This window comes from Rhizobium sp. WSM4643 (genome assembly GCF_025152745.1).
Taxonomy (GTDB): Bacteria; Pseudomonadota; Alphaproteobacteria; order Rhizobiales; family Rhizobiaceae; genus Rhizobium; species Rhizobium leguminosarum_I.
On the sequence record NZ_CP104040.1, the window covers coordinates 4618073 to 4641578 of the forward strand.

Here is a 23506-nt window from a genome sequence, read left to right on the forward strand (position 1 = left end):
GAAGCGTCGAAACGCGAGGAACGGATGAGCGTGCCTCTGGCCGATCTCCCCCCTTGTGGGGGAGATGCCCGGCAGGGCAGAGGGGGGTGTGATGCAACATATGCAAGCCTCCCTATATCACCGTCCGCGCCCGAAGTGCCGCTGCGAGCGTGCCCTCGTCGAGATAGTCGAGCTCGCCGCCGACCGGTACGCCATGCGCCAGCCGGGTGATCTTCACGTCCAGCCCCTGCAGCTGGTCGGTGATGTAATGCGCGGTCGTCTGTCCCTCGACGGTGGCATTGACCGCGATAATCAGTTCCCGGATGCCGCCTTCGCCGATCCGGTCGACCAGTCCGCGAATATTGAGATCGTCGGGCCCGATGCCGTCGAGCGGCGATAGCGTGCCGCCGAGCACATGATAGGCGGCGTTCATCGCGCCTGCCCGCTCCAGCGCCCAGAGGTCCGATACGTCCTCGACGACGATGATGATGGATTGATCACGCTGCGTGTCGGTGCAGACGGTGCAGGGATCGACGGTATCGACATTGCCGCAGCGCGAGCAGATCTTCACCTTGTCATAGGCCTCGCCCATCGCATTCGACAGCGGGCCGAGCAGCTGATCCTTCTTCTTGATCAGATGCAGTGCCGCCCGGCGCGCCGAGCGCGGCCCGAGGCCCGGCACCTTCGCCAGAAGCTGGATGAGTTTTTCGATTTCGGGTCCGGTGACTCGTTTTGCCATGCGCCGTTCTTAACTGATATGGAACGAAAACGGAATCGCGGAAGGATCGCCCATCCGATGAAAATCCTGGCCTTGTGCACTGGCAATTGTGCACCGGCAATCCGGAAAGACTGCCGGGCAAGAGCGACAACACCGGCATCTTCAAACACGCCGTCAACGGCGCGGTCATGATCGACGCCGAAGGTCTGGTCGGCGATGCGATCTGCAACCGCAAACACCATGGCGGCGTCGACCAGGCTGTTTATGTCGAGGGATCGCTGACACTCGACTGGTGGAGCAGCGAGCTGGGTCAACCTTACGAGGCCGGTACTTTCGGCGAGAACATGGTGATATCGGATCTCGACAATCGCGACGTCGCTGTCGGTGACCGCTTCGTCGCCGGCGACCTCATCCTCGAAGTCACGTCATGCCGCATTCCCCGCGCCACCTTCGCAGCCCGGATGGCCGATCCGAAATTCGTCAAACGCTATACTGCCGCCGCTCGTCCCGGCATCTACTGCCGCGTCATCCGGGACGGCGTGGTCGAGCCCGGAATGCCGATGGAATACACGTCTTTTTCGGGAGACAGGATTACGATGCCGGAGCTAATGGAGACCTTCGGCCGAAGGCTTCAGGGGGCAGATCGGGCGCGATATCTCGCGGCCCCAATTCACTACAAGCTTAGGGCCATGCTGGAATCCCAAGCCGACGAAGCGCACTAGATCAGACTTTACACCTTGATATGTTGGCCGCCTCAGAATGGCAGCTTGAAGCCCGGTGGGATCGGCAGGCCTGCGGTCAGGGCCTTGGTCTTTTCGGCGGCCAGCGCCTCGGCTTTGTCCTTGGCGTCCTTGTGGGCGGCGACGATCAGGTCCTCGAGGATCTCGACATCGTCTTCCTTGAACAGCGACGGGTCGATCTTCAGGCTCTTCAGTTCGCCCTTGCCAGTGATGACGACGGCGACGAGGCCGCCGCCCGCCTTGCCTTCGGCCGTGAGCTCGGCGATCTCCGCCTGCATCTGCTCCATCTTGGCCTGCATTTCCTTGACTTTGCCCATCATGCCCATGATGTCGCGCATCGTCTCGCTCCTTGTTGAAACTTAGAATTCTATGTCGTCGCCCGGCAGGATGTCGCCTTCCTCGGATTCGGCGGCAGCCGGCGGCGTCGCCTCGCCTTCCTCTTCCGGTTCGGGCGCCCGCACACGTACGTCGATGATTTTTGCGCCGGGAAAATGTGCCAGGATTGCCGCCACGTCAGGGTCCTGGCGGGCATCGATCACATTCTGTTCCCGGGTCCTGGCCTCCGCTTCCACAAGCGTCGGCTGGCCCTCGTCGCGGCTGAGACTGACGATCCAGTGGATGCCGGTCCATTCCTTCAATTTGACGGCAAGCTCGTTGAGCAGCGTCGTCGGTGCGCCCTCGCTCAGGCTGACGTCGAGCCGGCCGGGCTCGATCCGCACAGGGCGCACGAAGGTCCGCACCATCGCCTTCAGCTTCGGATCGCGCTTCTCGGTGGCGAGATCGACGATATCGCTGACCGAATTGACCCGGACGAGCGGCTTCGGTGTTTCCGCCGGTTTCGGCTCAATCCGGCCGACAGGCATCGTCTCGGGCTGGCTGCTCGGCACGGCGCGCAGCATGGCCACCGGCGCCGAAGACGGCGGCTGGCTCGGTGCGGTTTCGGCTGCGCGCGCCGTGACACTGTTCTGATAGGAAACCCGTGTCCCGTTGCCGCCACCATTGCCGGACGGCGGAGCCGCGGGCCGCGGGCCGGCATTGTCGCCGGAAAATTCGGCAAGCCGGCGCGCCGCATCCTCGGGCGCGGGCAGATGCGCAGCATGCGCAAGCCGGATCAGCACCATTTCGGCCGCCCCTGCCGTTCGCGACGAGCCTTCCGTTTCCGGAATGCCCTTAAGCAGCATCTGCCAGATGCGCGACAGCGTCGTCACCGCAACGCCCTTGGCAAATTCCGCCGCCTTGGTGCGCTCGACCTCGCTCAGCGAAGGATCGTTTGCCGCATCCGGCACATATTTCAGCCGCGTCACCAGATGGGTGAAATCGGCAAGATCGGTCAGCACCACCACCGGATTGGCGCCGGCTTCGTACTGGTTCTGGAACTCGCCGAGGGCCGCGGCCACATCGCCCTTGACGATATGCTGGAAGAGATCGACGATCCGGGCGCGATCGGCAAGGCCGAGCATGCCGCGCACAGCTTCCGCCTGCACGACGCCTGCGCCATGGGCGATCGCCTGGTCGAGCAGCGACAGGCCGTCGCGCGCCGAGCCTTCGGCCGCACGCGCAATCATCGCCAGCGCGTCGGCTTCCGCCTCGATGCCTTCCTTGGCCGCGATCGTCGTGAACAGCCCGACAAGATCGGAGGCGCTGATGCGGCGCAGGTCGAAGCGCTGGCAGCGCGACAGCACGGTGATCGGCACCTTGCGGATCTCGGTGGTGGCGAAGATGAACTTCACATGCTCCGGCGGCTCTTCCAGCGTCTTCAACAGGCCGTTGAAGGCCTGCGTCGACAGCATGTGCACTTCGTCGATGATATAGACTTTGTAGCGCGCCGAAACCGGGCGGTAGCGCACCTGCTCGATGATCTCGCGGATATCGTCGATACCGGTATGGGAGGCGGCATCCATCTCGATCACGTCGACATGCCGGCCTTCCATGATTGCCTGGCAGTGCTCGCCGGGCGTGCGAAGGTCGATCGTCGGCTTGTCGATCTCCGACGTCTTGTAGTTCAGCGCCCGCGCCAGGATGCGCGCCGTCGTCGTCTTGCCGACGCCGCGCACGCCGGTCAGCATGTAGGCTTGCGCGATGCGGCCGGTCTCGAAGGCGTTGGTGAGGGTGCGGACCATCGGCTCCTGGCCGACCATCAAGTCCGTGAAATCCTTGGGGCGGTATTTGCGAGCCAGCACCCGGTATCCGGTGCCCGTCGAGGCGGCATCTTTTGATTGTCGCTCGGTGTCGCTCATCGCCCTGCTTGTCGCCCGGATCGTCGGGCACTTCGTGGAGAGAAGGTGGGAGGCTGGCACGATGACCCGTGCCGGGCTCGTTAGGGCTGCTTCCTTCCGGACCTGACCCGGTTGGCGAGTGGCTCGTCCACCACCAACCTCCCGGATGCACATATCGGCAATATCGTCATCAAAAGCAAGCCAACATGCAAAAAAACTGCTAGTCGTTGGAAAACATGAGGAGAATGCCCTTTGAAAGGTTTCGTGCTCGACCCCCGGCTGGAAAACGACAGCGTCAGCATCATGGTCACCGGTCTCTGCGATCTGAGATTGTCGAGGGATGCCCGCTGGCCGTGGCTCATACTCGTGCCGCGCCGGGCCGATATCACCGAAATCTTCGAGCTGACGCCGCTCGACCAGGTGCTGCTGGCCTTTGAGACGGAGCTGGTCGCCAAGGCGCTGAAGGAGATCACCGGCGCGACAAAAATCAATGTCGGGGCTCTTGGCAATATCGTCCGTCAGCTTCATGTTCATGTGATTGCCCGCTTCGAAGGCGATGCGAACTGGCCGGGTCCCATCTGGGGCTTCGGGCACGCGGAGCCCTACGAGGACGGAAAGAGCGACGAATTTACAGCGAAGCTGCGGGAAGCCCTTTCATCATGAGTCATTCGCTTTTCGATTCGGATGTGCCGCATCCGGAACCCAGCAATCTCACGGCCTTTGCCGCCAACGACCTCAATCGCGATTCCGAGCATCGCGACGAACAATCCGTCGAAAAGGCGCTGGCCAAGGAAGGTACCCATATCTTCGCCTTCGCCAGGGATAGGCTGGTGCTGAAGCATGACGCCCAGGTGCTCGATCCGCTCTTTGCCCGCTATGAACTGCAGGAATTGCAGCCGGACTGGGACGAAACCATACTTCTTGGCTACCGCAAGACCGGCGAGCCGCGCCTTGCCGTTCCCGTCGGCATCGACGCCGACGATCTCACCAGCCACTACAAGCCTGCAGACGGCCGCACGCTGTTTCGCGAAATGCTGATCGACGAGGTGTTGCTCGGCGAATTCGCCCAGGCCGCAAGCCTGATCCGCTGGAACGGCGATAACCGCTTCTGCGGCCGCTGCGGCTCGGCGATGGAGATCCACATCGGCGGCTACAAGCGCGTCTGCACCGCCTGCGAACACGTGATCTTCCCCCGCACCGACCCCGTCGTCATCATGCTGACGGTTGACGAGCAGCGCGACCTCTGCCTGCTCGGCCGCAGTCCGCATTTCGCGCCCGGCATGTATTCCTGTCTGGCCGGCTTCGTCGAGCCCGGCGAGACCATCGAGAACGCCGTGCGCCGCGAAACGCTGGAGGAATCGGGCATCCGCACCGGCCGCATCCGCTATCACGCCTCGCAGCCCTGGCCGATGCCGCATTCCTTGATGATCGGCTGTTACGCCGAGGCGAAATCGACCGAGATCAGCCGCGACGAGACGGAACTGGAGGATTGCCGCTGGTTCACCCGCCAGGAAACGATCGAGATGCTGGAACGCCCGAGCGCAACAGGCAAGGCCTCGCCGCCGAAAGGGGCGATCGCCCACCGCCTGATGCGCGACTGGGTGGAGTGGAAGCGGTAGCGTCATGCCGGTCGCCCGCTCCGAACGGCTGCTGACGCTGCTCCAGACGCTCCGGCGTTACCGGCGACCGGTGACTGGAACCGTGCTTGCCCAGGAGACCGGCGTCAGCCTGCGCACGCTCTATCGCGATATTGCCAGCCTGCAGGCCCAGGGCGCGATGATTGAAGGCGAAGCCGGCATCGGTTACGTGTTGAAGCCCGGCTTCATGCTGCCGCCGATGATGTTTTCCGAAGAAGAGCTCGAGGCATTGGTGCTCGGCTCGCGTTGGGTGGCCCGCGCCGCCGAGCCGCGCCTTGCCGGCGCCGGCGCCGACGCACTGGCCAAGATTGCCGCCGTGCTGCCGGCCGATATGCGCGAGATGATCGATTCGGCCGCGCTGTTCGTCGGTCCCAAACGCCGGGACGAGGACAAGGCTGATGTTTCGGCCATCCGCAAAGCGATCCGCCTGGAGCGTATCCTCGAGCTGCATTATGGTGACGAGCAGGGTCGGATCTCGCGCCGCCGCGTCTGGCCTTTCGCGCTCGGTTATTTCGAACATGTGCGGGTCGTCATGGCCTGGTGCGAACTGCGCCAGGATTTTCGCCATTTCCGTACCGACCGCATCATCGACATGGCGTTGCATGAGGGGCGTTATCCGCGCCGCCGCACGGTGCTCCTCAAGGAGTGGCGCGAGACGCAGGACGTGCCGATCGAGAGCTGAACACTGCTGCCATAAACTGTCAGCAGCAAGTGTTATTGTCAGTACCAATCCAACAGGAAAGGAGTACTGATCATGGTAACGCCTCCAGCCATTCATTTCGCGAACGACCGTTTTACGGGCGAGTCCTTTGCCGATGTCATTTCGGCCGAGACTTTTGCCGATGTCCGCCAGTCGGCACGCTCCGGCCTGCTGCTCCTGATCATGGGTGTTTTCCGCTTTCCCAGTGGAAACCGCACGAGCCTCGACCTTGAAGCAACCCCGGACTACCTGAAGCGCGATCTCGGCTTCATGGATGGACGCGACCCGCATTGCGAGGACCGTTTCCCGCTTTAGGCCGCCACTATCCTTATCAACATTCCGCCCGACGAGAACGGGGCGCTGCGATCGCTGCGCCCTTTGCACCCTGCTGCCATTAACTGTCAGCAGATGATTTCGTCCGGCCCCATTCTGCAACAACGGGAGAACCGAAATGACCAGCCCCAATCTCATCATTCTTTACGTCAAGGACCCGGGTGAAAGCGCCAGTTTCTACCGGAACCTGCTCAATCGCGAGCCGGCCGTGGAGGCGCCGAATTTCGTCGCTTTTCCGCTTGAAGGCGGCTTCACCCTCGGTCTCTGGCGGCGCAGCAAGGTCGAGCCGCAGCCCTCCGCCATCGGCAATCGCGGCGAAATGGCCTTCATGGTCGAAGGAGAAAATGCCGTCGCCAAACATTATGAAGACTGGCGCCAGCGTGGTCTGCCGATCGCCCAGGAACTGACCGACCTGGATTTTGGCCCGACCTTCGTCGTGCTCGACCCGGACGGGCATCGGCTGCGTGTCTGTGAGCCGGATAAATAATTCAGGCGGGGCTTGCCTTGGAGCATGATGCCGAAAAGTGTCAGCGGTTTTCGGACAACATCATGCTCTAACTATTTAATTTAGAACAGGATGACTTCGTCCTGTTCTAAAGCAGGCCTCGCATCGCATGTCCCTTGTAGACGCCGAGGATGCGGACTTTCTCGGAGAAGAACCGCAGTTCCTCCAACGCCCGGCGCACGTTCGGGTCGTTCGGATGGCCTTCGATATCGGCGTAAAACTGCGTCGCCACGAATTTTCCGCCGAGCTGGTAGCTCTCCAGCTTCGTCATGTTGATGTTGTTGGTGGCAAAACCGCCGAGCGCTTTGTAAAGAGCGGCCGGGATGTTACGGACGTTGAAGACGAAGGTGGTGACGAGCTTTTCTTCCGCCGAATTCCGTTGCGCCCATTCCTCGTCGCGGGACAGGACGACGAAACGGGTCACATTGTTTTCCGAATCCTCGACATTTTCGGCGATGATCTCGAGCCCGTAGAGATCGGCGGCAAGACGCGGCGCCAAGGCGGCCATCGAGCGGTCGCCGGTTTCCTTCACCAGCTTTGCTGCCCCTGCCGTATCGCCGGCGATCACCGGCTTCCAGCCATTGGCGCGAACGATCTTGCGGCATTGGCCGAGCGCGTGGATATGGCTGTGCACCGTACGGATCTCGTCCTTGGTGACACCGGGCAGCACCATCAGCTGGAAGCGGATCGGCATGAAATATTCGCCGATGATATGCAGCCGCGACTCCGGCAGCAGATGGTGGATATCGGCGACGCGCCCGGCAATCGTGTTCTCGATCGGGATCATCGCGATATCGGCGTCGCCGTTGTCGACCGCCGTGAACGCATCCTCGAAGGTCTGGCAGGGCAGCGGCTCCATGGTCGGAAACATGTCGCGGCTCGCCATGTCGGAATTGGCGCCGAATTCGCCCTGGAAGGCGATCCTGTTGGTCTTGATGTTCATGATGGTTCCGTCAGTTCGACTTTGCGGAGAGGATGCGCCGCGCTTTTTCGAGGTCGGCGGGAGTATCGACACCGAGCGGAACCGTGTCAACGATCTCGGCGTCGATGCGCATGCCGGCTTCCAGCGCCCGCAATTGCTCCAGCGATTCGCGCTTTTCGAGCGTCGAGGGGCCGAGCGAGACGAACCGTTCGAGCGCCGCCCGCCGATAGGCATAAAGGCCGATATGGTGGTAGAGCGGTCCCTTGCCGTAAGGGGCGGTTGCGCGCGTGAAGTAGAGCGCATGCAGTCGGGTGTCGGAAATCGGCGAACCGACGATCTTGACGATATGCGGCGCCGTCCTGTCCTCCTCATTGTCGATTTCGGTCGTCAGCGTCCCGATATCGACCGCCTCGTTCTCGAGAGGGCGCAACGCCGCGCGCACCGTTTCCGGATCGATCGTCGGCAGATCGCCCTGGACGTTGACGATGAACTTCGCCTTTCCGTCCGGATCGACTTTCGTCAGCGCCTCAAAGATCCGATCGGAACCCGATTGGTGATCCGTGCGGGTCATGACGACTTCGAAGCCGGCGGCGGCTACCGCATCGAATACTCGGGCGTCGTCGACGGCGACGACGACGCGGCCGATGGCTGCCTCCCTGGCGCGCAGCGCCACCTGGACGATCATCGGCAGGCCGCAAATATCGGCCAGTGGCTTGCCCGGAAGCCGTGTGGAGGCCATGCGCGCCGGGATCAATACGAGCACGCCGTCTAAATTTGAATCACTCATTGTTCGGGCCTTCTATTCCGGGCTGGAAAGTGTCAAAAAGTCTCACGCACAAGACCATTTAGACAGTTGCAACGAACAACCAAAAGACATAGGTTCCGCGCGATTTCAAGATGGTCCGGTTTATGGTCTGCCGGCTGCAAGGGGAGCATTGCAGATGAATTCATACGTCAATACGGCCGTGGGGGCGCTGCTCGGAACGATATTCGTTCTGATGTCTGTCTCCATCGCGTCCGAAGGGATCTTCCATTCCGAAGCACCGGAAAAGGAAGGTTTCGCGATCGTTGCCGAAGAGGCACCCGCCGCTGGTGGCGAGGCTGCGCCTGCCGTTGCCGTTCCGATCGCGCAATTGCTCGCTTCTGCAGATGCCAAGGCCGGTGAAACGATCTTCAAGAAGTGTCAGGCCTGTCATGACGGCACCAAAGGGGGACCGAACAAGGTCGGTCCCAACCTCTTTGGTGTCGTAGATCGCCCGATCGCCTCGCATGAAGGCTTCGCCTATTCCGCTGCCATGAAGGATTTCTCCAAGGGCAGCAGCGAGAAGTGGACTTTCGAAAATCTAAACAAGTTCCTGACAGCACCGAAGAAGGACGTTCCCGGTACCGCAATGGGCTTCGCCGGACTGCCGAAAGATCAGGACCGCGCCAACGTCATCCTCTATCTCCACACGTTGGCCGATTCACCGGTGCCGCTGCCGGACCCAAAGACGGCGACGCAATAGGGCGGCAACATCATTCATGACAATCGAGCCCGGCCGCAAGCCGGGCTTTTTCTTGGTGCAAGGACCGGTTCAGGCACCGAGGAAATAGGCCCAGAGCGAGACCGTGATGGCGCCGAGCGCCGTCGTCACCGTGATCGTCGAGGCGGCGAGGCTGTGACCGACGCCGAAGCGATTGGCGATCAGCCAGGCATTGACGCCTGTCGGGACGGAGGAGGTCAGGACGATCGCTGCCCTCCATTCGGGGCTGAGACCGAGGAGGTGGCTCGCCGCCCAGACGCAGCCTGGCAGCAGCAGCAGCTTCAGGGTCGAGGTGACGCTGGCGATGCCGAGATTGCCGGAGACGCCGTATTTCTCCAGCGCCATGCCGAGCGATATCAGTGCCGCCGGACCGGCAATGCCGGCGATCTGCCCGACGACCGTTGCCACCGTCGTCGGCATGGTGAGGCCGGAAAGGTGCATGGCCATGCCGGCCGCAAGCCCGATCACCAGCGGGTTGCGCACGAGATTGACCGCGATCTGGCGAAGTACGAGTACCATGCTGCGATCGCTTTTGCCGGCGATCTTGCGCTCGGCATGCTCCATCAGGACCGTGCCGGCGACCATCATCACGGGCAGATGCACGGCAAGCAGGATCGACAGCGCCACCAGCCCTTCGTCGCCGACGGTCCGCTCGACGAGCGGCAGACCGATGAAGATATTGTTGGCGAAGGCCGAGGAAACGCCGGCCAGCACGCCGATTCGTTCGTCACGGCCGAAGAGGCGTGTGGCGGCGATATGGCCGGCCGTCCAGGTGATGGCAACGCCGGAAAAATAGACGATCCAGAGGCGAAAAGGCGAGGCGCCATGAAAATCCGCCTCGGCGATGGTGCGAAAGAGCAGAAGCGGCACGGCGATCTTGAAGACGAATTCGCTGAGCGCTTCGCCAACATTCGAGGCCATCAATCCGCTGCGGACGATCACCCAGCCGATGAGAATCAGGATGAAGATGGGAAGGACGTCGAGAATGATGGCTGACATACGGAGGCTGCTCTGCGCGGGGGAGTATTCGACGTCTACAGCGCCGCGTGTCTTTTGAGACGCACAAAGGACGCTGTAGCACTTTGAATTGCTGAATAATTTTATCCTTAAATCGATTCCGATTTAAGGAATTATGCAGTAGCAGCAAACCGCTTGGGTTGAAAAGGCAGTCGCCGTCCAATCAGGCGCATCTGCAAAACAAAAAAAGCGGGCACAGCCCGCTTTTCCGCTCCGGTCTTGCCGGAAACCCGGATCACGAAGCTGCCAGTTCATCCGTGGTCAGCATCGCGCCGGTAAGATCGAGGGGATCATCCCTCGTGCGCCCGGCTGCAACTGAAAGCTGCTCATGCCGGTCTTCTTGCGAGTATTTCTAGATTTGGAAAATGACAGGGACGTGACGAATAGGCGGCACTTTTGCGAAGAAATAGATGGGCCATCCACCATTTATTCTTCCAAACCGCGGAAATTTCGCTAAGACCAAACCCCGGCTATCACAAACTCCGGGACCCCCCATTTCATGACAAGATTCGATGTTCTGACAGTCGGCAACGCAATCGTGGACATCATTGCCCGTTGCGACGACCAGTTCCTCATTGACAACCAGATCACCAAGGCGGCGATGAACCTCATCGATGCCGAACGCGCCGAACTCTTGTATTCGCGCATGGGACCGGCGCTCGAAGCCTCCGGCGGCAGCGCCGGCAACACGGCGGCGGGCGTGGCTAACCTCGGCGGCAAGGCTGCCTATTTCGGCAATGTTGCTCAAGATCAGCTCGGTGACATCTTCGCGCACGACATCCGCGCCCAGGGCGTTCACTACCAGACCCGGCCGAAGGGCACCTTCCCGCCGACGGCACGTTCGATGATCTTCGTCACCGAGGATGGTGAGCGTTCGATGAACACCTATCTCGGCGCTTGCGTCGAACTCGGCCCGGAAGACGTCGAGGTCGACGTCGTGGCCGACGCCAAGGTCACTTATTTCGAAGGTTATCTCTGGGATCCGCCGCGCGCCAAGGAAGCCATCCTCGATTGTGCCCGCATCGCCCATGAAAACGGCCGCGAAGTGTCGATGACGCTGTCCGACAGCTTCTGCGTCGACCGCTATCGCGGCGAATTCCTCGATCTGATGCGCTCCGGCAAGGTCGATATCGTCTTCGCCAATCGCCAGGAAGCGCTGTCGCTCTACGAGACCGACGATTTCGAGGAGGCGCTGGACAGGATCGCCGCCGATTGCAAGATCGCTGCCGTGACGATGAGCGAGAATGGTGCCGTCATCCTGAAGGGCCGTGAGCGTTTTTACGTCGACGCGATCCGGATCAAGGAAGTTGTGGACACGACGGGTGCCGGCGATCTCTTCGCCTCCGGCTTCCTCTACGGCTACACGCAGGGACAGTCTCTCGAGGATTGCGGCAAGCTCGGTTGCCTGGCCGCCGGCATCGTCATCCAGCAGATCGGCCCACGCCCGATGACCTCGCTTTCCGAGGCTGCAAAACGGGCAGGGCTTATTTGAAGGCTTCGCCGGGATAGGCGCCCCAGATCTCCGACTGCGCCACCCAGCCCGAGGCGCCGTCGGTTTCGGCGCGGCACCAGTCGCCGTTGCATTCGCCGATCGTCACCATCACGCCGGGTTCCAGCTTGGCAACGATCGATGCAGAGGGGAGCGCCTCACGGCGCAGATTGACATAGACGCCTTTGCCCTTGGTCTTCATCCAGGGGGCGGCAATCGCCGCGCGCTGGCCTGATAGCAGCGACTGGTTGACCCAGCCTTCGGTGCCGTCGGCATCGCGGATGCGGCGCCAGTTGTCGTATTCCTGGATGATCTCCACCGGCAGGCCGGATTTCAAGTACATCCAAGAAACGGCGTAATCCGTTCCCGGACCGATGCGCAGGTTGACGCGCTTGGATTTCAGCGTGACGAAACGCGGCAATGGCAGTCCGCTTGGCCCCTTGGCCGCTTGCGCATGGGCGAATTCGTCGCTTCCTATGGATGCGGCCAGAGCGATGGCAAGGGCGAGGCAGGACTTCAGGACTTTGCTGCGCATGGAAGTTTCCGGTTGCTCGAATTCGCGGGCAGGGCAGGCCTGCTCGCGGTCCGGGCTTTGACATTCCCCGGCTGCACCGCGAGTTTTGTTTGTCTTCGCGTGCGGGTCTGGTAGAAAATGCCCGGAATGGGAAAATTATCACCCCTCTTGGTTAAAGACCTCTGAACAAGGCACCACAGGCAGCCATGACAGCGAAGAAAAAACCGAAGGTCTACATCACCCGCAAGCTGCCGGATGCCGTCGAAACCCGCATGCGCGAACTCTTCGACGCAGAGCTGAACATCGACGACGCGCCGCGTTCGGTTCCCGAGTTGATCGCCGCGGTCAAGACCGCCGACGTGCTGGTGCCGACCGTCACCGATCGTATCGACGCGGCGCTGATCGAACAGGCGGGACCGCAGATGAAGCTGATTGCGAGCTTCTCCAATGGCACCGACCACATCGACGTCGAGGCGGCGGCGCGCAAGGGCATCACCGTCACCAACACGCCGAACGTCCTGACCGAGGACACCGCCGATATGACCATGGCGCTGATTCTCGCGGTTCCGAGACGGCTCGGCGAAGGTGCGCGCGTGCTGACCGACAAGCCGGGCGAATGGGCAGGCTGGTCTCCCACCTGGATGCTCGGCCGGCGCATTCACGGCAAGCGCATCGGCATCGTCGGCATGGGCCGCATCGGCACGGCGGTGGCCCGCCGCGCCAAGGCCTTCGGCCTGTCGATCCACTATCACAACCGCAAGCGCGTCAATCCGGCCGTCGAGGACGAACTGGAGGCGACCTATTGGGAAAGCCTCGACCAGATGCTCGCCCGCGTCGATATCGTTTCGATCAATTGCCCGTCGACGCCGGCGACCTTCCACCTGGTCTCGGCCCGCCGTCTGGCGCTGCTGCAGCCGACAGCCTATCTCGTCAACACAGCGCGCGGCGACGTGGTCGACGAAGCGGCGCTGATCAAGTGCCTGAGGGAGGGCCGGATTGCCGGCGCCGGCCTCGACGTCTTCGAGAACGAGCCTGCCGTCAACCCGAGGCTCATCAAGCTCGCCAATGAGGGCAAGGTCGTGCTGCTGCCGCATATGAGTTCGGCGACGATCGAAGGCCGCATCGACATGGGCGACAAGGTCATCATCAACATCCGCACCTTCATCGACGGTCATAGGCCGCCGAATCGCGTGCTGCCGGGGCGTTGAAGAACGCTGTAAATCAGGCGACGCAGATCGGAGGCGCAAGGACCTTGCGCATCTCGACGAAAGTCGTCCTGGCAAAGCCGGGATGCGCCTTTTCGGCGGTTCTGGAAAATCCCCAGGCGGCAAAGACGGCGTGATTGTCGGTGAGTTCGATGCGCGTTTCCAGCCGCAAAGCAGGAAGACCGAGCGCTGCGGCCGTTTCCTCGGCAATCGCCAGCAGCCGCCTGCCGAGGCCCTTGCCCTGCGCCTCAGGCAGAACGGCGAGCTTGCCGACATAGAGGCAATCGGCCTCCGGCCGCAGGAACAGGCAGCCGGCCAGCTTTTCGCCGTCGATGGCGACATGGCCGATCTCGGCCCTGGACTTTTCGGCCAGCGACTCCGCCGTCAGCTTGAGCGCTGAAGATGGCGGATCGATCCTGCCGTTCATCGAGGCGAAGGAGGCGACGATGAGCGCCAGCAATTCATCCCAGCGCGTGAAAGTCTGATCAAGCGGAACAACCCTCATCCCGCCTGCCTCTGTGTGGTACGGCGTCGTTTGTAGCGGATGGTGTCGAAGCGGGCCGAGAGCGCGTCGTAAAGCAGCAACCGTCCGACCAGCGGTTCGCCGGTGCCGGTGACGAGCTTGATCGCCTCCATCGCCATCATTGTGCCGATGACGCCTGTGAGTGCACCGATGATGCCGGCTTCGGCGCAGGCGGGAATCAGCCCCGCCGGCGGCGGTTCCGGAAACAGGTCGCGATATCTGGGGTTGGCGGTTCCGTCCTCAGCTGTCTCATAGGGCTTGAGAACCGTCAGCGAACCATCGAAACGCCCGACGGCGCCGCTGACGAGCGGAATGCGCGCTTCATCAGCTGCATCGGCGGCGGCATAACGCGTGTCGAAATTGTCGGAGCCGTCGATCAGCAGATCGAAGCCGGAGAGCTGACGGCGGGCGGCCTCCGGCGAAAAGCGTTCCTCGAAGCGGATCAGTCGGACATGCGGATTGAGCCTGGCGATGGCGAAGGCGGCGCTCTCGGTCTTCAATTCGCCGATCGTGCCGGAATCATGGATCACCTGGCGCTGCAGGTTGGAGAGGGAAACCCGGTCGTCGTCAACGATACCGAGCGTGCCGACGCCGGCAGCGGCCAGATATTGCAGGACCGGTGCACCGAGGCCGCCGGCACCGATCACCAGCACACGGGCGGCTTTCAGTTTCTGCTGGCCGGCGCCGCCGATCTCGGGAAGCAGGATGTGGCGGTGATAGCGCGCGATTTCTTCCGGGCTGAGCGGTTCCATGGCGCCGATGTTATCATGACCCCCGACGCCGGGAAAAGCCGCCTCCGTCATTCGAACACCCTTCCGTCGGAAACCGTGAAAAACTGCGCCCTGTCGCCAAGTGCTGAAAACATCGCCCGATCCGTTCCGGTCATGAAGGCCTGGCCGCCGAGCCCGTCGATAAGGTCGAATAGCGCGGCGCGGCGGCCCTCGTCGAGATGCGCCGCGATCTCGTCGAGCAGCAGGATCGGCGCATGACCGGTGAGATTGCCGACGAGCCGCGCATGCGCAAGCACCAGGCCGACAAGCAGCGCTTTCTGCTCGCCGGTGGAGCAACGCTCCGCCTCCATCGCCTTCTCGCGGTGATGCACGATGAGATCGGCCCGGTGCGGCCCCTCGAGCGTGCGCCCGGCGCCGGCATCGCGGTAGCGGCTCTCTGCCAGCATCGCCGCGTAGTCGTCTTCGAGGTCGACAGAGGGGCGCGAGAACTGACCGTCCATGAAGCCCGAGAGCTGCAGCGATGCCGAAGGGAAGGGCGAGCTCTCCCGTGTTTCCTCGATCAGCCGGGTCAGCAGGCCGAGCATCTCCTGCCGGGCGAGCGCCATGGCGATGCCGAGGCTTGCCATCTGCTCCTCGATGCCGGCAAGCCAGGAGGGATCGAAGCGGCCTTCGTCCAGCAATTTGTTGCGGCTGCGCATGGCGCGCTCGAAATCGCTGGCGCGGCGGCCATGGGCGGGATCGAGCGACAGCACCAGCCGGTCGAGAAAGCGGCGCCGGTCGGAGGAGGCGCCGGTAAACAGGCCGTCCATCGCCGGCGTCAGCCAGAGAAGGCGCAGATGGTCGGTCAGTTCGTCGGCAGTCTTTGCCGTTGTGCCATTGATGCGCAGCCTGCGGGCGGTGGTCTCCTCGCCCGTTTCGATGCCGGTGCCGATCTCGACCTCGCCCTCCATGCCATCGAGCGCGGCGAAGATCGAAAAACCGCCGGCCGCGCCGACGCGGGTAATGTCGCCATAGGCCGCGCGACGCAAACCGCGGCCAGGCGAAAGCAGCGAGACGGCTTCCATGAGATTGGTCTTGCCGGCACCGTTGTCTCCCGTCAGCACGGCGTGCCGACCGTCAAGGGTAAGGGCCGCTGCCGCATAGTTGCGGAAGTCTGTTAGCTTCAGACGAGAAAGAGAAACCTTGTGCGGCATCGAATGTCCGGAATCGTGAAGCGTGACAGCTAAGCCTTAGCGGCGTTGATGGCAAGGCTGGCAGCGTCTTGGCCGCGGATCGCGAACCTCCGATGCCGCCGCAAATCAGGGACGCGGCAGTTGAGCGATAAGGGATAAGCGCGAAGCGCGGGACATATTTTCAAGACACCTGACCGCGGTGCTGGTGTCCGACATTCTGCCGATGTAGGGGGTAGGCATCGCGCGTTCTAAATTCTACAAAAAATACAACCGGCGGGGAGGCTCCGACATCGCCAGGCCGATACCGTCGACGGTCACCGTCAGTGCCTCGGAGATCCGGATATTCCGGCTTTGCCGCGATCCTTTGAGGCTACTGACGTAACGTGATGCCCAGAAAAAGTCGGTTGAATTTTGCAACTGCTGGGTTGAGTTATTCCGTGAAGGCGATATGGTAAACGAACCGTTTACGTATGAGAGAGTGATGAAGTGCCAGATCCGGTTGATATTATCGTCGGTCGCAACGTCAGACAGTTTCGCGCCCTTCGCCGTGTTTCACAACTCGAGCTTGGCGAAGCACTCGGACTGACTTTCCAGCAGATCCAGAAATACGAAAAGGGGACGAACCGCGTTTCCGCCAGCAAGTTGCATCAGATCGCGGTTTTTCTCAATGTCGATATCTCTGCCCTTTTCGAGGGAGCCGGCGTGTCTCCATTCGGCAGTCGTATCGAACTCAGCCCCGACGCCTATGCGCTTGCGTTGAGCTACGACAAGCTGAATTCACCGGCAGGCAAAGAAGCGGTCAAGACCATCCTCACCCTCATGACCCGCGAAGCGGCCGAAACCGCCGCCTGATTCCACTGAGCCATCAGGTTTACCACGAAAAAGCACGACCTGGTCCGGGTCGGGACGATGTCCAGATGCTTACAGCTGTGCAGCGTTTTGGGGGCGGCGTCCATCAACACAAGGACCGGGGCAGGTCACCTGAATGAGGTCCGCTGCCGCGCGCTTCAGTGAATCTCGCGTTCGTGCAGCGCCGTCAGCAGATCGTCCTGCGTCTGGTGCCCGGCATGATAAAGGTCGATCGCGATGCTGGCGATCGAAAGACCCTGCTGGCTGCGAAGCTTGATGTTGCGCTCGGCGCACCACGTGTAGATGGCGCCGGCGAGAACGTCGATGTCTTCGGACTGAGATGAAAAGGCTGGCGCCATGGCTGATACCCTTGGTTTGTTTGTTCCCGCTAGCGCTAAGGACGCTCTATCACTTTGATTTGGTGCATGCCCCGAAATTGATTCCAATTCTTGGGGTTATGCACTGAGCGCAGAGTCTGAATTCATTTGGAAAACTTGCAAGCGGCATCATCTGGCTGCGTTAACGCAAGTCGTCTTCCCGCCCGCCGCCGTTTCGAACCGGGACAGATTGGCCGGCGTGGACGGCGAATGTCGCAAATTGAGACATGTCGCGCAAAAGTCTGCAGCCGTTTTGTGATGACGACATCCATAAAAACAAAGACTTAAAGCGCAACGAGCGAATCTGAAAGATCGCGCCGTTCTTTAGGATTCTTGGGACAAAAAAACCGGAGACGTTTCCGTCCCCGGTTCTCGAAGTGGGCGCGTCGATTGCGGTTCAGCCTTCGAAGAATTCCTTCATCCGGGCAAAGAAGCCCGTCGATTCCGGATTGTTCTCCTTGGACGAAAGCTGCTCGAATTCCTGAAGCAGTTCGCGTTGGCGCTTGGTGAGCTTTTGCGGCGTCTCGATCTGGATCTGGATGTAGAGGTCGCCCGTCTGCACCGAACGCAGCACGGGCATGCCCTTGCCCTTGAGGCGGAACTGTTTGCCGACCTGCGTGCCCTCGGGCACGGTCACGCGCGACTTGGTGCCGTCGAGCGTTGCCACGTCGAAGGTTCCGCCGAGTGCGGCCGTCGTCATCGAGATCGGAACGGCGCAATAGAGATCGGCTCCGTCGCGCTGGTAGAATTCATGCGGTTTGACGGACAGGAAGATATAGAGGTCACCAGCCGGCCCGCCGCGGGCGCCGGCTTCGCCTTCGCCCTGCAGGCGGATGCGCGTGCCGTCCTCGATGCCGGCGGGAATATTGACCGAGAGCGAACGCTCTTCCGTCACCCGGCCCTGGCCGTGGCACTTCGGGCAGGGATCGGGAATGATCTGGCCGCGGCCGTGGCAGGTCGGGCAGGTCCGCTCGATCGAGAAGAAGCCCTGTGCCGCGCGCACGCGTCCCGTTCCCTGGCAAGTGCCGCAATTCTTCGGCTGCGTGCCGGGCTTGGCGCCTGAACCCGAACAGACGTCGCAGGTGATCGACGTTGGAACGCGGATCTGCGCCGTCTTGCCGGAGAAAGCTTCTTCCAGCGTTATTTCCATGTTGTAGCGAAGATCGGCGCCGCGTTCGCGGCCGCCCGACGAGCGCTGGCGCGCACGCCCACCAGCCATCATTTCGCCGAAGATATCCTCGAAGATGTCGGAGAAACCGCCGCCGGCAAATCCGCCGCCACCGCCGCCCATGCCGCCATGCTCGAAGGCCGCATGGCCATAACGATCATAGGCCGCCCGCTTCTGCGGGTCCTTGAGCATCTCGTAGGCTTCGTTGATTTCCTTGAACTTCCGTTCGGCGTCCTTGTCATCCGGGTTCTTGTCCGGATGGTACTTCATCGCCAGTTTGCGGAAGGCGCTTTTCAGCTCTTTCTCGTCCGCCGACTTGGCTACACCCAGAGTTTCGTAAAAGTCCGCTTTTGCCATTAAGGATTAAACCCCGGAAATGGATTTCCGGCTGCCATGGTGAGCAGCCGGATCAGGTGTTGAAGCATAACCACGCCGTCGCGGATTACGCGGACTTCTTGCGGTCGTCGTCCTTGATTTCCTCGTAGTCGGCATCGACGACATTGTCGCCGCCTTCCGCGGAGGCATCGCCCGCAGCGCCGCTTTCGGCCTGCTGTGCTTCATAGATCGCCTGGCCGAGCTTCATCGACACTTCCATCAGCGTCTGGGTCTTGGCCTTGATGTCGTCGGCATCGGGCTCGGATGCCTCCGACGCCGTCTTCAGTGCGGCGATCGCATCCGAGATCGCGGTGCGGTCGGCCTCGGAGACCTTGTCACCGTAATCCTTCAGCGACTTTTCCGAGGAATGGATCAGGCTTTCAGCCTGGTTGCGGGCTTCGACGGCCTCGCGGCGCTTCTTGTCTTCGCTGGCATGGGCTTCGGCATCCTTTACCATCTTCTCGATGTCGGCGTCGGAAAGACCGCCGGAAGCCTGGATGCGGATCTGCTGTTCCTTGCCGGTGCCCTTGTCCTTGGCCGAAACCTGGACGATGCCGTTGGCGTCGATGTCGAAGGTGACTTCGATCTGCGGCATGCCGCGCGGCGACGGCGGCAACCCGACGAGGTCGAACTGGCCGAGCAGCTTGTTGTCGGCAGCCATTTCACGCTCGCCCTGCGAAACGCGGATGGTCACGGCCTGCTGGTTGTCTTCGGCGGTCGAGAAGGTCTGGCTCTTCTTCGTCGGGATCGTCGTGTTGCGTTCGATCAGGCGGGTGAAGACACCACCCAGCGTCTCGATGCCGAGCGACAGCGGCGTTACGTCGAGGAGCAGGACGTCCTTGACGTCGCCCTGCAGAACGCCGGCCTGGATGGCGGCGCCAAGCGCCACCACTTCATCCGGGTTGACGCCCTTGTGCGGCTCCTTGCCGAACAGCTGCTTGACGACTTCCTGCACCTTCGGCATGCGGCTCATGCCGCCGACGAGAACCACTTCGTCGATTTCGGAAGCGGTAACACCGGCATCCTTGAGCGCTGCCTTGCACGGCGCGATCGTGCGCTGGACGAGATCGTCGACCAGGCTTTCGAGCTTGGCGCGGGTCAGCTTCAGCGTCAGATGTTTCGGGCCGGAGGCGTCGGCCGTGATGAACGGCAGGTTGATTTCAGTCTGCTGCGAAGACGAAAGCTCGATCTTTGCCTTTTCCGCAGCTTCCTTGAGGCGCTGCAGGGCAAGCTTGTCGTTCTTCAGGTCGATGCCGTTATCCCTCTTGAACTCGGTAACGAGATATTCGACGAGGCGCATGTCGAAGTCTTCACCGCCGAGGAAGGTATCGCCGTTGGTGGACTTCACTTCGAAGACGCCGTCGCCGATCTCGAGGATCGAAATATCGAAGGTACCGCCGCCAAGGTCGTAGACGGCAATTGTCTTGCCTTCTTTCTTGTCGAGACCATAGGCAAGCGCGGCCGCGGTCGGCTCGTTGATGATGCGCAGAACTTCAAGCCCGGCGATGCGGCCGGCATCCTTGGTTGCCTGGCGCTGCGCGTCGTTGAAATAGGCGGGAACGGTGATGACGGCCTTCTCGACCTTTTCGCCGAGATAGGATTCGGCGGTTTCCTTCATCTTCTGAAGGATCATCGCGGAAATCTGTGCGGGCGAGTAGCCCTTGCCATTGGCTTCGACCCAGGCGTCGCCATTGTCGCCCTTGACGATGGTGAAGGGAACGAGGTGCTTGTCCTTCTCGACGGTCGGATCTTCGTAGCGGCGGCCGATCAGGCGCTTGACGGCAAAGAGTGTGTTCGTCGGGTTGGTGACTGCCTGGCGCTTGGCCGGCTGGCCGACGAGGCGTTCGCCATCATCGGAAAATGCCACCATGGAAGGGGTCGTACGCGCACCTTCCGCATTCTCGATGACCTTCGCGTCCTTGCCGTCCATGACTGCGACGCAGGAATTCGTCGTTCCAAGGTCGATACCAATTACTTTTGCCATGTCATTCTCTCCTTGAAGCAAGCTGTCGGAACCCCGAGAAGGCATTTCCCTGACAGCCCCTTACGGGATGGGTCTACTTGAGATTACGCAATCGTGATTGCGGTGATGCGGCGTATATAAGGAGCGGTTTTCTGGACTGCAAGGCGAGAAATGCCCCGGAATCCAGCAAAACGAATGTGTTGCCTTCAATTTTTACAGTCGCCGGGACGGAGGTCACCCCTTGCCCGGAAAGCGGCCGATTTTTGCGGCATGTCGCGCAAAACTGCAGAGCGGTTTTGCGACAACCGCAGGCGTAAAACAAAGACCCGAAGCGCGTGGAGCGAATCTGAAAGATCGCGACGCGCTTAAGATCATCGGGCTTGTGCGGGGTATGCAGCAAAGATCTCACTGGCCCATGATCAGATCGAGCAGCGTCGTGCGCCGCGGCTGGACGGAAGAGGTGGTCTGCGCGCCCCCGACATCGCCGGGCGGCACTATGCCCTCATAGCCAGAACCGCCACCTTCGGCAATGTCTGCGGGCGGAACCGGGCCATTGCCGGAGGTCGCCGCCTGCTGCCGGGCAGGCGCTTGCGGATAGCGGTTTGCATTGTCGTTGCCGCCGAAGACGCCGGAAATGATACCGCCGATCGTCGATGGCGGCGCCTCCGCCGTCATCGGTTGCCCGCTGCCCAGCTGCCCGTTGCCCGTTGCCTCGGCCATCGGCTGACCGTTGTTCGGATCGGCGATCAACTGGCCGTTGCCGAAAAGCGGCGCCGGCGAAAGACCCTTGTGGGCTGCGATCATGAATTCCTTCCAGGCCTTGGCGGGCAAGCCGCCACCGGTCACCTTCTTCATCGGCTTGCCGTCGTCATTGCCGAACCAGACCCCGGTGGTGAGGTTGCTGGTGAAACCGACGAAGAGCGCGTCGCGCGAATTCTGGGTGGTGCCGGTCTTTCCCGCCGCCTGCCAGCCGGGGATCTTGGCGCTCTTGCCGGTGCCGCTCTCGATGACGCCCATCATCATCGTATCCATCTCGGCGGCGATCTGCTCGGACAGCACGCGCGGCGGGCTGTCATAGGTATTTTCGTAGAGAACCTTGCCCTCGGCAGTCGTCACCCGGCGGATGACGTGCGGCGTCGCCTTGTAGCCGCCATTCATGAAGGCGGCATAGGAGGCGGTGAGTTCCATCAGCGACACTTCCGAGGTGCCGAGCGCGATCGAGGCATTCGGCTGCAGCTCGCTTTCAATGCCGAGCCGGTGGGCAAGCTTGATCACCTGGTCCGGCCCGTCATACATCACCAGCTGCGCGGCCACCGTGTTCAGCGATTTGGCAAGCGCGGTCGCCAGCGTCACCTCGCCATTGTATTTCTTCTCGTAATTTTCGGGCGTCCAGTCGCCGATCCGGATCGGCGCGTCGTTGAACACCGAATAGGGCGTCAGCCCCTTTTCGAGTGCGGCAGCATAGACGAAGGGCTTGAACGACGAACCCGGCTGGCGTTTGGCCTTGACGGCGCGGTTGAACTGGCTTGTCGCATAGTCCCGGCCGCCGACCAGCGCCCGGATCGCGCCGGTGCCGTCGATTGAGACCAGGGCCGCCTGCGAGGCGTCGAGCTTGCCGCCCTCCTTGTCGAGCACGTCGACCAGCGATTGCTCGGCCTTCTTTTCCAGCGACTTGTCGATTGTCGTATCGACGATGACGTCTTCCTTGACGTCGCCGATCAGACCCGGCAGCTCGTCCATCACCATGTCGGCGACATAGTGCCCGGCACCGGACCAGTAGCTCTTGGCTGAGGCCGGGGTCTGCGACATCGCGGTCTTAACCTCGGAATCGGTGATGAAACCCTGTTCGCGCATTGCTGCGAGCACCAGTTGGGCGCGGGCATTCGCCGCATCGGCGTCGCGGGCCGGCGAAAGCCGCGACGGCGCTTTCAGCAGGCCGGCCAGCACCGCGGCCTCGCCGAGGTTCACGTCACGTGCCGATTTGTTGAAGTAGCGGCGTGAGGCCGCCTCGACGCCATAGGCGTTCGATCCGAAGAACACCCGATTGAGATACATCGCAAGGATCTGGTCCTTGGTGTATTTCTGCTCCAGCCAGAGCGAGAGCAGCACCTCCTGTACTTTGCGTTCAAGCGTTCTCTCAGGGGAGAGGAAGAGGTTCTTGGCAAGCTGCTGCGTCAGCGTCGAGCCGCCCTGCACCATGTGACCAGCCGTCAGATTGGTCACGACAGCCCGGCCGAGGCCGAGCGGATCGACGCCGAAATGCGAATAGAAACGCCGATCTTCGATGGCGATGACGGCTTCCGGAATATAGGGCGACATGTTTTCGAGCGACAGCGCCTCGCCGCCGGTGGCGCCGCGATTGGCGATGACGCTGCCGTCGACGGCGGTGATCTTCACGTTCGGCGGCCGCTCCGGGATCGCCCATGTGCTGGCGCTCGGCATGCGCGAGCCATAGTAGACCACAAGCCCGGCAACGCCGATGCCGGCCCAGATGAAAAGCACGACGCACCAGTAGGTCACGCGGCGCAGGAATCCGAAAAAGCCGCCGCCTTCGCGCTCCCGCGGCTCGCGCCGCCGCCGAGGGGCGGCACGTTGCGGCGGGGGTTTCGAGCCGCCGCGGCGCTGGGATCGGCCTCCGGCAATGCGATCGTCGGCATCAAGCGAGAACTCGTCATCGTCGCGTGCCGCTCGGCCGCTGAAGGACGGTTCTATTCTGTCGCCTGATCTGCCTCTGCCTGCCATCGCGGACCGGTCACACCCCATGTTCGATCGCGAAGCCAGCTTCGCATAACGGTGCTCTTCTCCAGCGCCGCGCGTCTTTTCAGACGCGCAAAGGACGCTGAAGCACTT

At 61.9% G+C, this 23506-nt stretch carries 24 protein-coding genes and 1 other RNA gene; 10 read left to right on the plus strand and 15 right to left on the minus strand.

Annotation, left to right across the window (positions count from 1 at the left end):
* Positions 1-112: 112 nt before the first annotated feature.
* A complete protein-coding gene (gene recR, locus N1937_RS22655) occupies positions 113-718 on the minus strand; it encodes a recombination mediator RecR (protein ID WP_260057030.1) in 606 nt (201 codons plus the stop codon).
* A gap of 74 nt (positions 719-792) precedes the next feature.
* Here recR and N1937_RS22660 point away from each other — a divergent pair, with 74 nt between their 5' ends.
* Positions 793-1419, plus strand: a complete 627-nt coding sequence (locus N1937_RS22660) for an MOSC domain-containing protein (protein ID WP_260057031.1) — start codon at positions 793-795, stop codon at positions 1417-1419.
* 32 nt (positions 1420-1451) lie between these two features.
* Here the strand turns inward: N1937_RS22660 and N1937_RS22665 are convergent, their stop codons facing one another.
* The 3 genes from N1937_RS22665 to ffs all read right to left on the minus strand — a co-directional run bounded on the left by N1937_RS22665 (position 1452) and on the right by ffs (position 3816).
* Positions 1452-1775 (minus strand): YbaB/EbfC family nucleoid-associated protein, encoded by a 324-nt coding sequence (locus N1937_RS22665; RefSeq protein ID WP_003544342.1) that lies wholly within the window; start codon positions 1773-1775, stop codon positions 1452-1454.
* 21 nt (positions 1776-1796) lie between these two features.
* Positions 1797-3674, minus strand: a complete 1878-nt coding sequence (locus N1937_RS22670) for a DNA polymerase III subunit gamma/tau (RefSeq protein ID WP_260057032.1) — start codon at positions 3672-3674, stop codon at positions 1797-1799.
* 45 nt (positions 3675-3719) lie between these two features.
* An RNA gene (ffs, locus tag N1937_RS22675) (signal recognition particle sRNA small type) lies at positions 3720-3816 on the minus strand.
* An 89-nt stretch (positions 3817-3905) separates the two neighbouring features.
* On the opposite strand from ffs, the gene N1937_RS22680 reads away from it, so the two are divergent.
* From N1937_RS22680 to N1937_RS22700, 5 genes are all read left to right on the plus strand, one after another.
* Positions 3906-4316: an HIT domain-containing protein gene (locus N1937_RS22680; protein ID WP_260057033.1), complete on the plus strand. Its 411-nt coding sequence runs from the start codon at positions 3906-3908 to the stop codon at positions 4314-4316.
* Entirely contained in the window at positions 4313-5272 is a 960-nt protein-coding gene (gene nudC, locus N1937_RS22685) for an NAD(+) diphosphatase (protein ID WP_260057034.1), read from the plus strand. Before N1937_RS22680 ends, nudC begins: the two co-directional genes overlap by 4 nt.
* A gap of 4 nt (positions 5273-5276) precedes the next feature.
* Positions 5277-5972, plus strand: a complete 696-nt coding sequence (locus tag N1937_RS22690; protein WP_260057035.1) for a helix-turn-helix transcriptional regulator — start codon at positions 5277-5279, stop codon at positions 5970-5972.
* 72 nt (positions 5973-6044) lie between these two features.
* Positions 6045-6305, plus strand: a complete 261-nt coding sequence (locus N1937_RS22695) for a hypothetical protein (RefSeq protein WP_260057036.1) — start codon at positions 6045-6047, stop codon at positions 6303-6305.
* A gap of 136 nt (positions 6306-6441) precedes the next feature.
* Positions 6442-6810, plus strand: a complete 369-nt coding sequence (locus N1937_RS22700) for a VOC family protein (protein ID WP_017966469.1) — start codon at positions 6442-6444, stop codon at positions 6808-6810.
* 106 nt (positions 6811-6916) lie between these two features.
* On the opposite strand, the gene N1937_RS22705 is transcribed toward N1937_RS22700, so the two are convergent.
* Complete coding sequence (locus N1937_RS22705; protein ID WP_170262735.1) at positions 6917-7771, minus strand: prephenate dehydratase; 855 nt, start codon at positions 7769-7771, stop codon at positions 6917-6919.
* Positions 7772-7781: 10 nt separating this feature from the next.
* The gene (locus N1937_RS22710; RefSeq protein WP_222280127.1) at positions 7782-8537 is read right to left on the minus strand and encodes a 3-deoxy-manno-octulosonate cytidylyltransferase; all 756 of its coding nucleotides are present in this window, start codon (positions 8535-8537) and stop codon (positions 7782-7784) included.
* A gap of 154 nt (positions 8538-8691) precedes the next feature.
* On the opposite strand from N1937_RS22710, the gene N1937_RS22715 reads away from it, so the two are divergent.
* The gene (locus N1937_RS22715) at positions 8692-9255 is read left to right on the plus strand and encodes a c-type cytochrome (protein WP_162115620.1); all 564 of its coding nucleotides are present in this window, start codon (positions 8692-8694) and stop codon (positions 9253-9255) included.
* Between the two features lie 69 nt (positions 9256-9324).
* Here N1937_RS22715 and N1937_RS22720 read toward each other — a convergent pair whose 3' ends face one another.
* The gene (locus N1937_RS22720) at positions 9325-10272 is read right to left on the minus strand and encodes an AEC family transporter (protein ID WP_017966473.1); all 948 of its coding nucleotides are present in this window, start codon (positions 10270-10272) and stop codon (positions 9325-9327) included.
* A gap of 517 nt (positions 10273-10789) precedes the next feature.
* Here N1937_RS22720 and N1937_RS22725 point away from each other — a divergent pair.
* Positions 10790-11782 carry an adenosine kinase gene (locus N1937_RS22725; RefSeq protein WP_260057037.1) on the plus strand — a complete coding sequence of 331 codons (993 nt, stop codon included), beginning with the start codon at positions 10790-10792 and terminating at the stop codon, positions 11780-11782.
* Here N1937_RS22725 and N1937_RS22730 read toward each other — a convergent pair.
* A complete protein-coding gene (locus tag N1937_RS22730) occupies positions 11775-12314 on the minus strand; it encodes an SH3 domain-containing protein (protein WP_260057038.1) in 540 nt (179 codons plus the stop codon). The genes N1937_RS22725 and N1937_RS22730 overlap by 8 nt on opposite strands.
* Before the next feature lie 185 nt (positions 12315-12499).
* Between N1937_RS22730 and N1937_RS22735 the strand changes: the two genes are divergently transcribed.
* The gene (locus tag N1937_RS22735) at positions 12500-13501 is read left to right on the plus strand and encodes a 2-hydroxyacid dehydrogenase (RefSeq protein WP_017966476.1); all 1002 of its coding nucleotides are present in this window, start codon (positions 12500-12502) and stop codon (positions 13499-13501) included.
* Between the two features lie 13 nt (positions 13502-13514).
* On the opposite strand, the gene N1937_RS22740 is transcribed toward N1937_RS22735, so the two are convergent.
* From N1937_RS22740 to recF, 3 genes are read right to left on the minus strand one after another with little or no spacing between them, the layout of a single operon-like run.
* Positions 13515-14003, minus strand: a complete 489-nt coding sequence (locus tag N1937_RS22740) for a GNAT family N-acetyltransferase (RefSeq protein WP_017966477.1) — start codon at positions 14001-14003, stop codon at positions 13515-13517.
* Entirely contained in the window at positions 14000-14824 is an 825-nt protein-coding gene (locus tag N1937_RS22745) for a molybdopterin-synthase adenylyltransferase MoeB (protein WP_170262738.1), read from the minus strand. The genes N1937_RS22740 and N1937_RS22745 overlap by 4 nt, the downstream gene beginning before the upstream one ends.
* Positions 14821-15945, minus strand: coding sequence for a DNA replication/repair protein RecF (gene recF, locus N1937_RS22750; RefSeq protein WP_162115575.1), 1125 nt, complete (start codon positions 15943-15945; stop codon positions 14821-14823). Before recF ends, N1937_RS22745 begins: the two co-directional genes overlap by 4 nt.
* Before the next feature lie 465 nt (positions 15946-16410).
* Between recF and N1937_RS22755 the strand changes: the two genes are divergently transcribed.
* Positions 16411-16776: a helix-turn-helix domain-containing protein gene (locus N1937_RS22755; RefSeq protein WP_162115574.1), complete on the plus strand. Its 366-nt coding sequence runs from the start codon at positions 16411-16413 to the stop codon at positions 16774-16776.
* A 155-nt stretch (positions 16777-16931) separates the two neighbouring features.
* On the opposite strand, the gene N1937_RS22760 is transcribed toward N1937_RS22755, so the two are convergent.
* The 4 genes from N1937_RS22760 to N1937_RS22775 form a co-directional block, all read right to left on the minus strand.
* Positions 16932-17132: a hypothetical protein gene (locus tag N1937_RS22760; protein ID WP_260057039.1), complete on the minus strand. Its 201-nt coding sequence runs from the start codon at positions 17130-17132 to the stop codon at positions 16932-16934.
* A gap of 415 nt (positions 17133-17547) precedes the next feature.
* The gene (gene dnaJ, locus N1937_RS22765; RefSeq protein ID WP_260057040.1) at positions 17548-18675 is read right to left on the minus strand and encodes a molecular chaperone DnaJ; all 1128 of its coding nucleotides are present in this window, start codon (positions 18673-18675) and stop codon (positions 17548-17550) included.
* A gap of 85 nt (positions 18676-18760) precedes the next feature.
* Positions 18761-20677, minus strand: a complete 1917-nt coding sequence (gene dnaK, locus N1937_RS22770; protein WP_017966482.1) for a molecular chaperone DnaK — start codon at positions 20675-20677, stop codon at positions 18761-18763.
* A 384-nt stretch (positions 20678-21061) separates the two neighbouring features.
* Positions 21062-23398, minus strand: a complete 2337-nt coding sequence (locus tag N1937_RS22775; RefSeq protein WP_260057041.1) for a transglycosylase domain-containing protein — start codon at positions 23396-23398, stop codon at positions 21062-21064.
* Positions 23399-23506 lie beyond the last annotated feature (108 nt).

Excerpts from the sequence above, each read along its gene's own strand:
- recR (WP_260057030.1), bottom strand. The coding sequence starts at position 718 with ATGGCAAAACGAGTCACCGGACCCGAAATCGAAAAACTCATCCAGCTT.
- N1937_RS22665 (WP_003544342.1), bottom strand. The coding sequence starts at position 1,775 with ATGCGCGACATCATGGGCATGATGGGCAAAGTCAAGGAAATGCAGGCC.
- N1937_RS22670 (WP_260057032.1), bottom strand. The coding sequence starts at position 3,674 with ATGAGCGACACCGAGCGACAATCAAAAGATGCCGCCTCGACGGGCACC.
- nudC (WP_260057034.1), top strand. The coding sequence starts at position 4,313 with ATGAGTCATTCGCTTTTCGATTCGGATGTGCCGCATCCGGAACCCAGC.
- N1937_RS22690 (WP_260057035.1), top strand. The coding sequence starts at position 5,277 with ATGCCGGTCGCCCGCTCCGAACGGCTGCTGACGCTGCTCCAGACGCTC.
- N1937_RS22695 (WP_260057036.1), top strand. The coding sequence starts at position 6,045 with ATGGTAACGCCTCCAGCCATTCATTTCGCGAACGACCGTTTTACGGGC.
- N1937_RS22700 (WP_017966469.1), top strand. The coding sequence starts at position 6,442 with ATGACCAGCCCCAATCTCATCATTCTTTACGTCAAGGACCCGGGTGAA.
- N1937_RS22705 (WP_170262735.1), bottom strand. The coding sequence starts at position 7,771 with ATGAACATCAAGACCAACAGGATCGCCTTCCAGGGCGAATTCGGCGCC.
- N1937_RS22710 (WP_222280127.1), bottom strand. The coding sequence starts at position 8,537 with ATGAGTGATTCAAATTTAGACGGCGTGCTCGTATTGATCCCGGCGCGC.
- N1937_RS22715 (WP_162115620.1), top strand. The coding sequence starts at position 8,692 with ATGAATTCATACGTCAATACGGCCGTGGGGGCGCTGCTCGGAACGATA.
- N1937_RS22720 (WP_017966473.1), bottom strand. The coding sequence starts at position 10,272 with ATGTCAGCCATCATTCTCGACGTCCTTCCCATCTTCATCCTGATTCTC.
- N1937_RS22725 (WP_260057037.1), top strand. The coding sequence starts at position 10,790 with ATGACAAGATTCGATGTTCTGACAGTCGGCAACGCAATCGTGGACATC.
- N1937_RS22730 (WP_260057038.1), bottom strand. The coding sequence starts at position 12,314 with ATGCGCAGCAAAGTCCTGAAGTCCTGCCTCGCCCTTGCCATCGCTCTG.
- N1937_RS22735 (WP_017966476.1), top strand. The coding sequence starts at position 12,500 with ATGACAGCGAAGAAAAAACCGAAGGTCTACATCACCCGCAAGCTGCCG.
- N1937_RS22740 (WP_017966477.1), bottom strand. The coding sequence starts at position 14,003 with ATGAGGGTTGTTCCGCTTGATCAGACTTTCACGCGCTGGGATGAATTG.
- N1937_RS22745 (WP_170262738.1), bottom strand. The coding sequence starts at position 14,824 with ATGACGGAGGCGGCTTTTCCCGGCGTCGGGGGTCATGATAACATCGGC.
- recF (WP_162115575.1), bottom strand. The coding sequence starts at position 15,945 with ATGCCGCACAAGGTTTCTCTTTCTCGTCTGAAGCTAACAGACTTCCGC.
- N1937_RS22760 (WP_260057039.1), bottom strand. The coding sequence starts at position 17,132 with ATGGCGCCAGCCTTTTCATCTCAGTCCGAAGACATCGACGTTCTCGCC.
- dnaJ (WP_260057040.1), bottom strand. The coding sequence starts at position 18,675 with ATGGCAAAAGCGGACTTTTACGAAACTCTGGGTGTAGCCAAGTCGGCG.
- dnaK (WP_017966482.1), bottom strand. The coding sequence starts at position 20,677 with ATGGCAAAAGTAATTGGTATCGACCTTGGAACGACGAATTCCTGCGTC.
- N1937_RS22775 (WP_260057041.1), bottom strand. The coding sequence starts at position 23,398 with ATGGCAGGCAGAGGCAGATCAGGCGACAGAATAGAACCGTCCTTCAGC.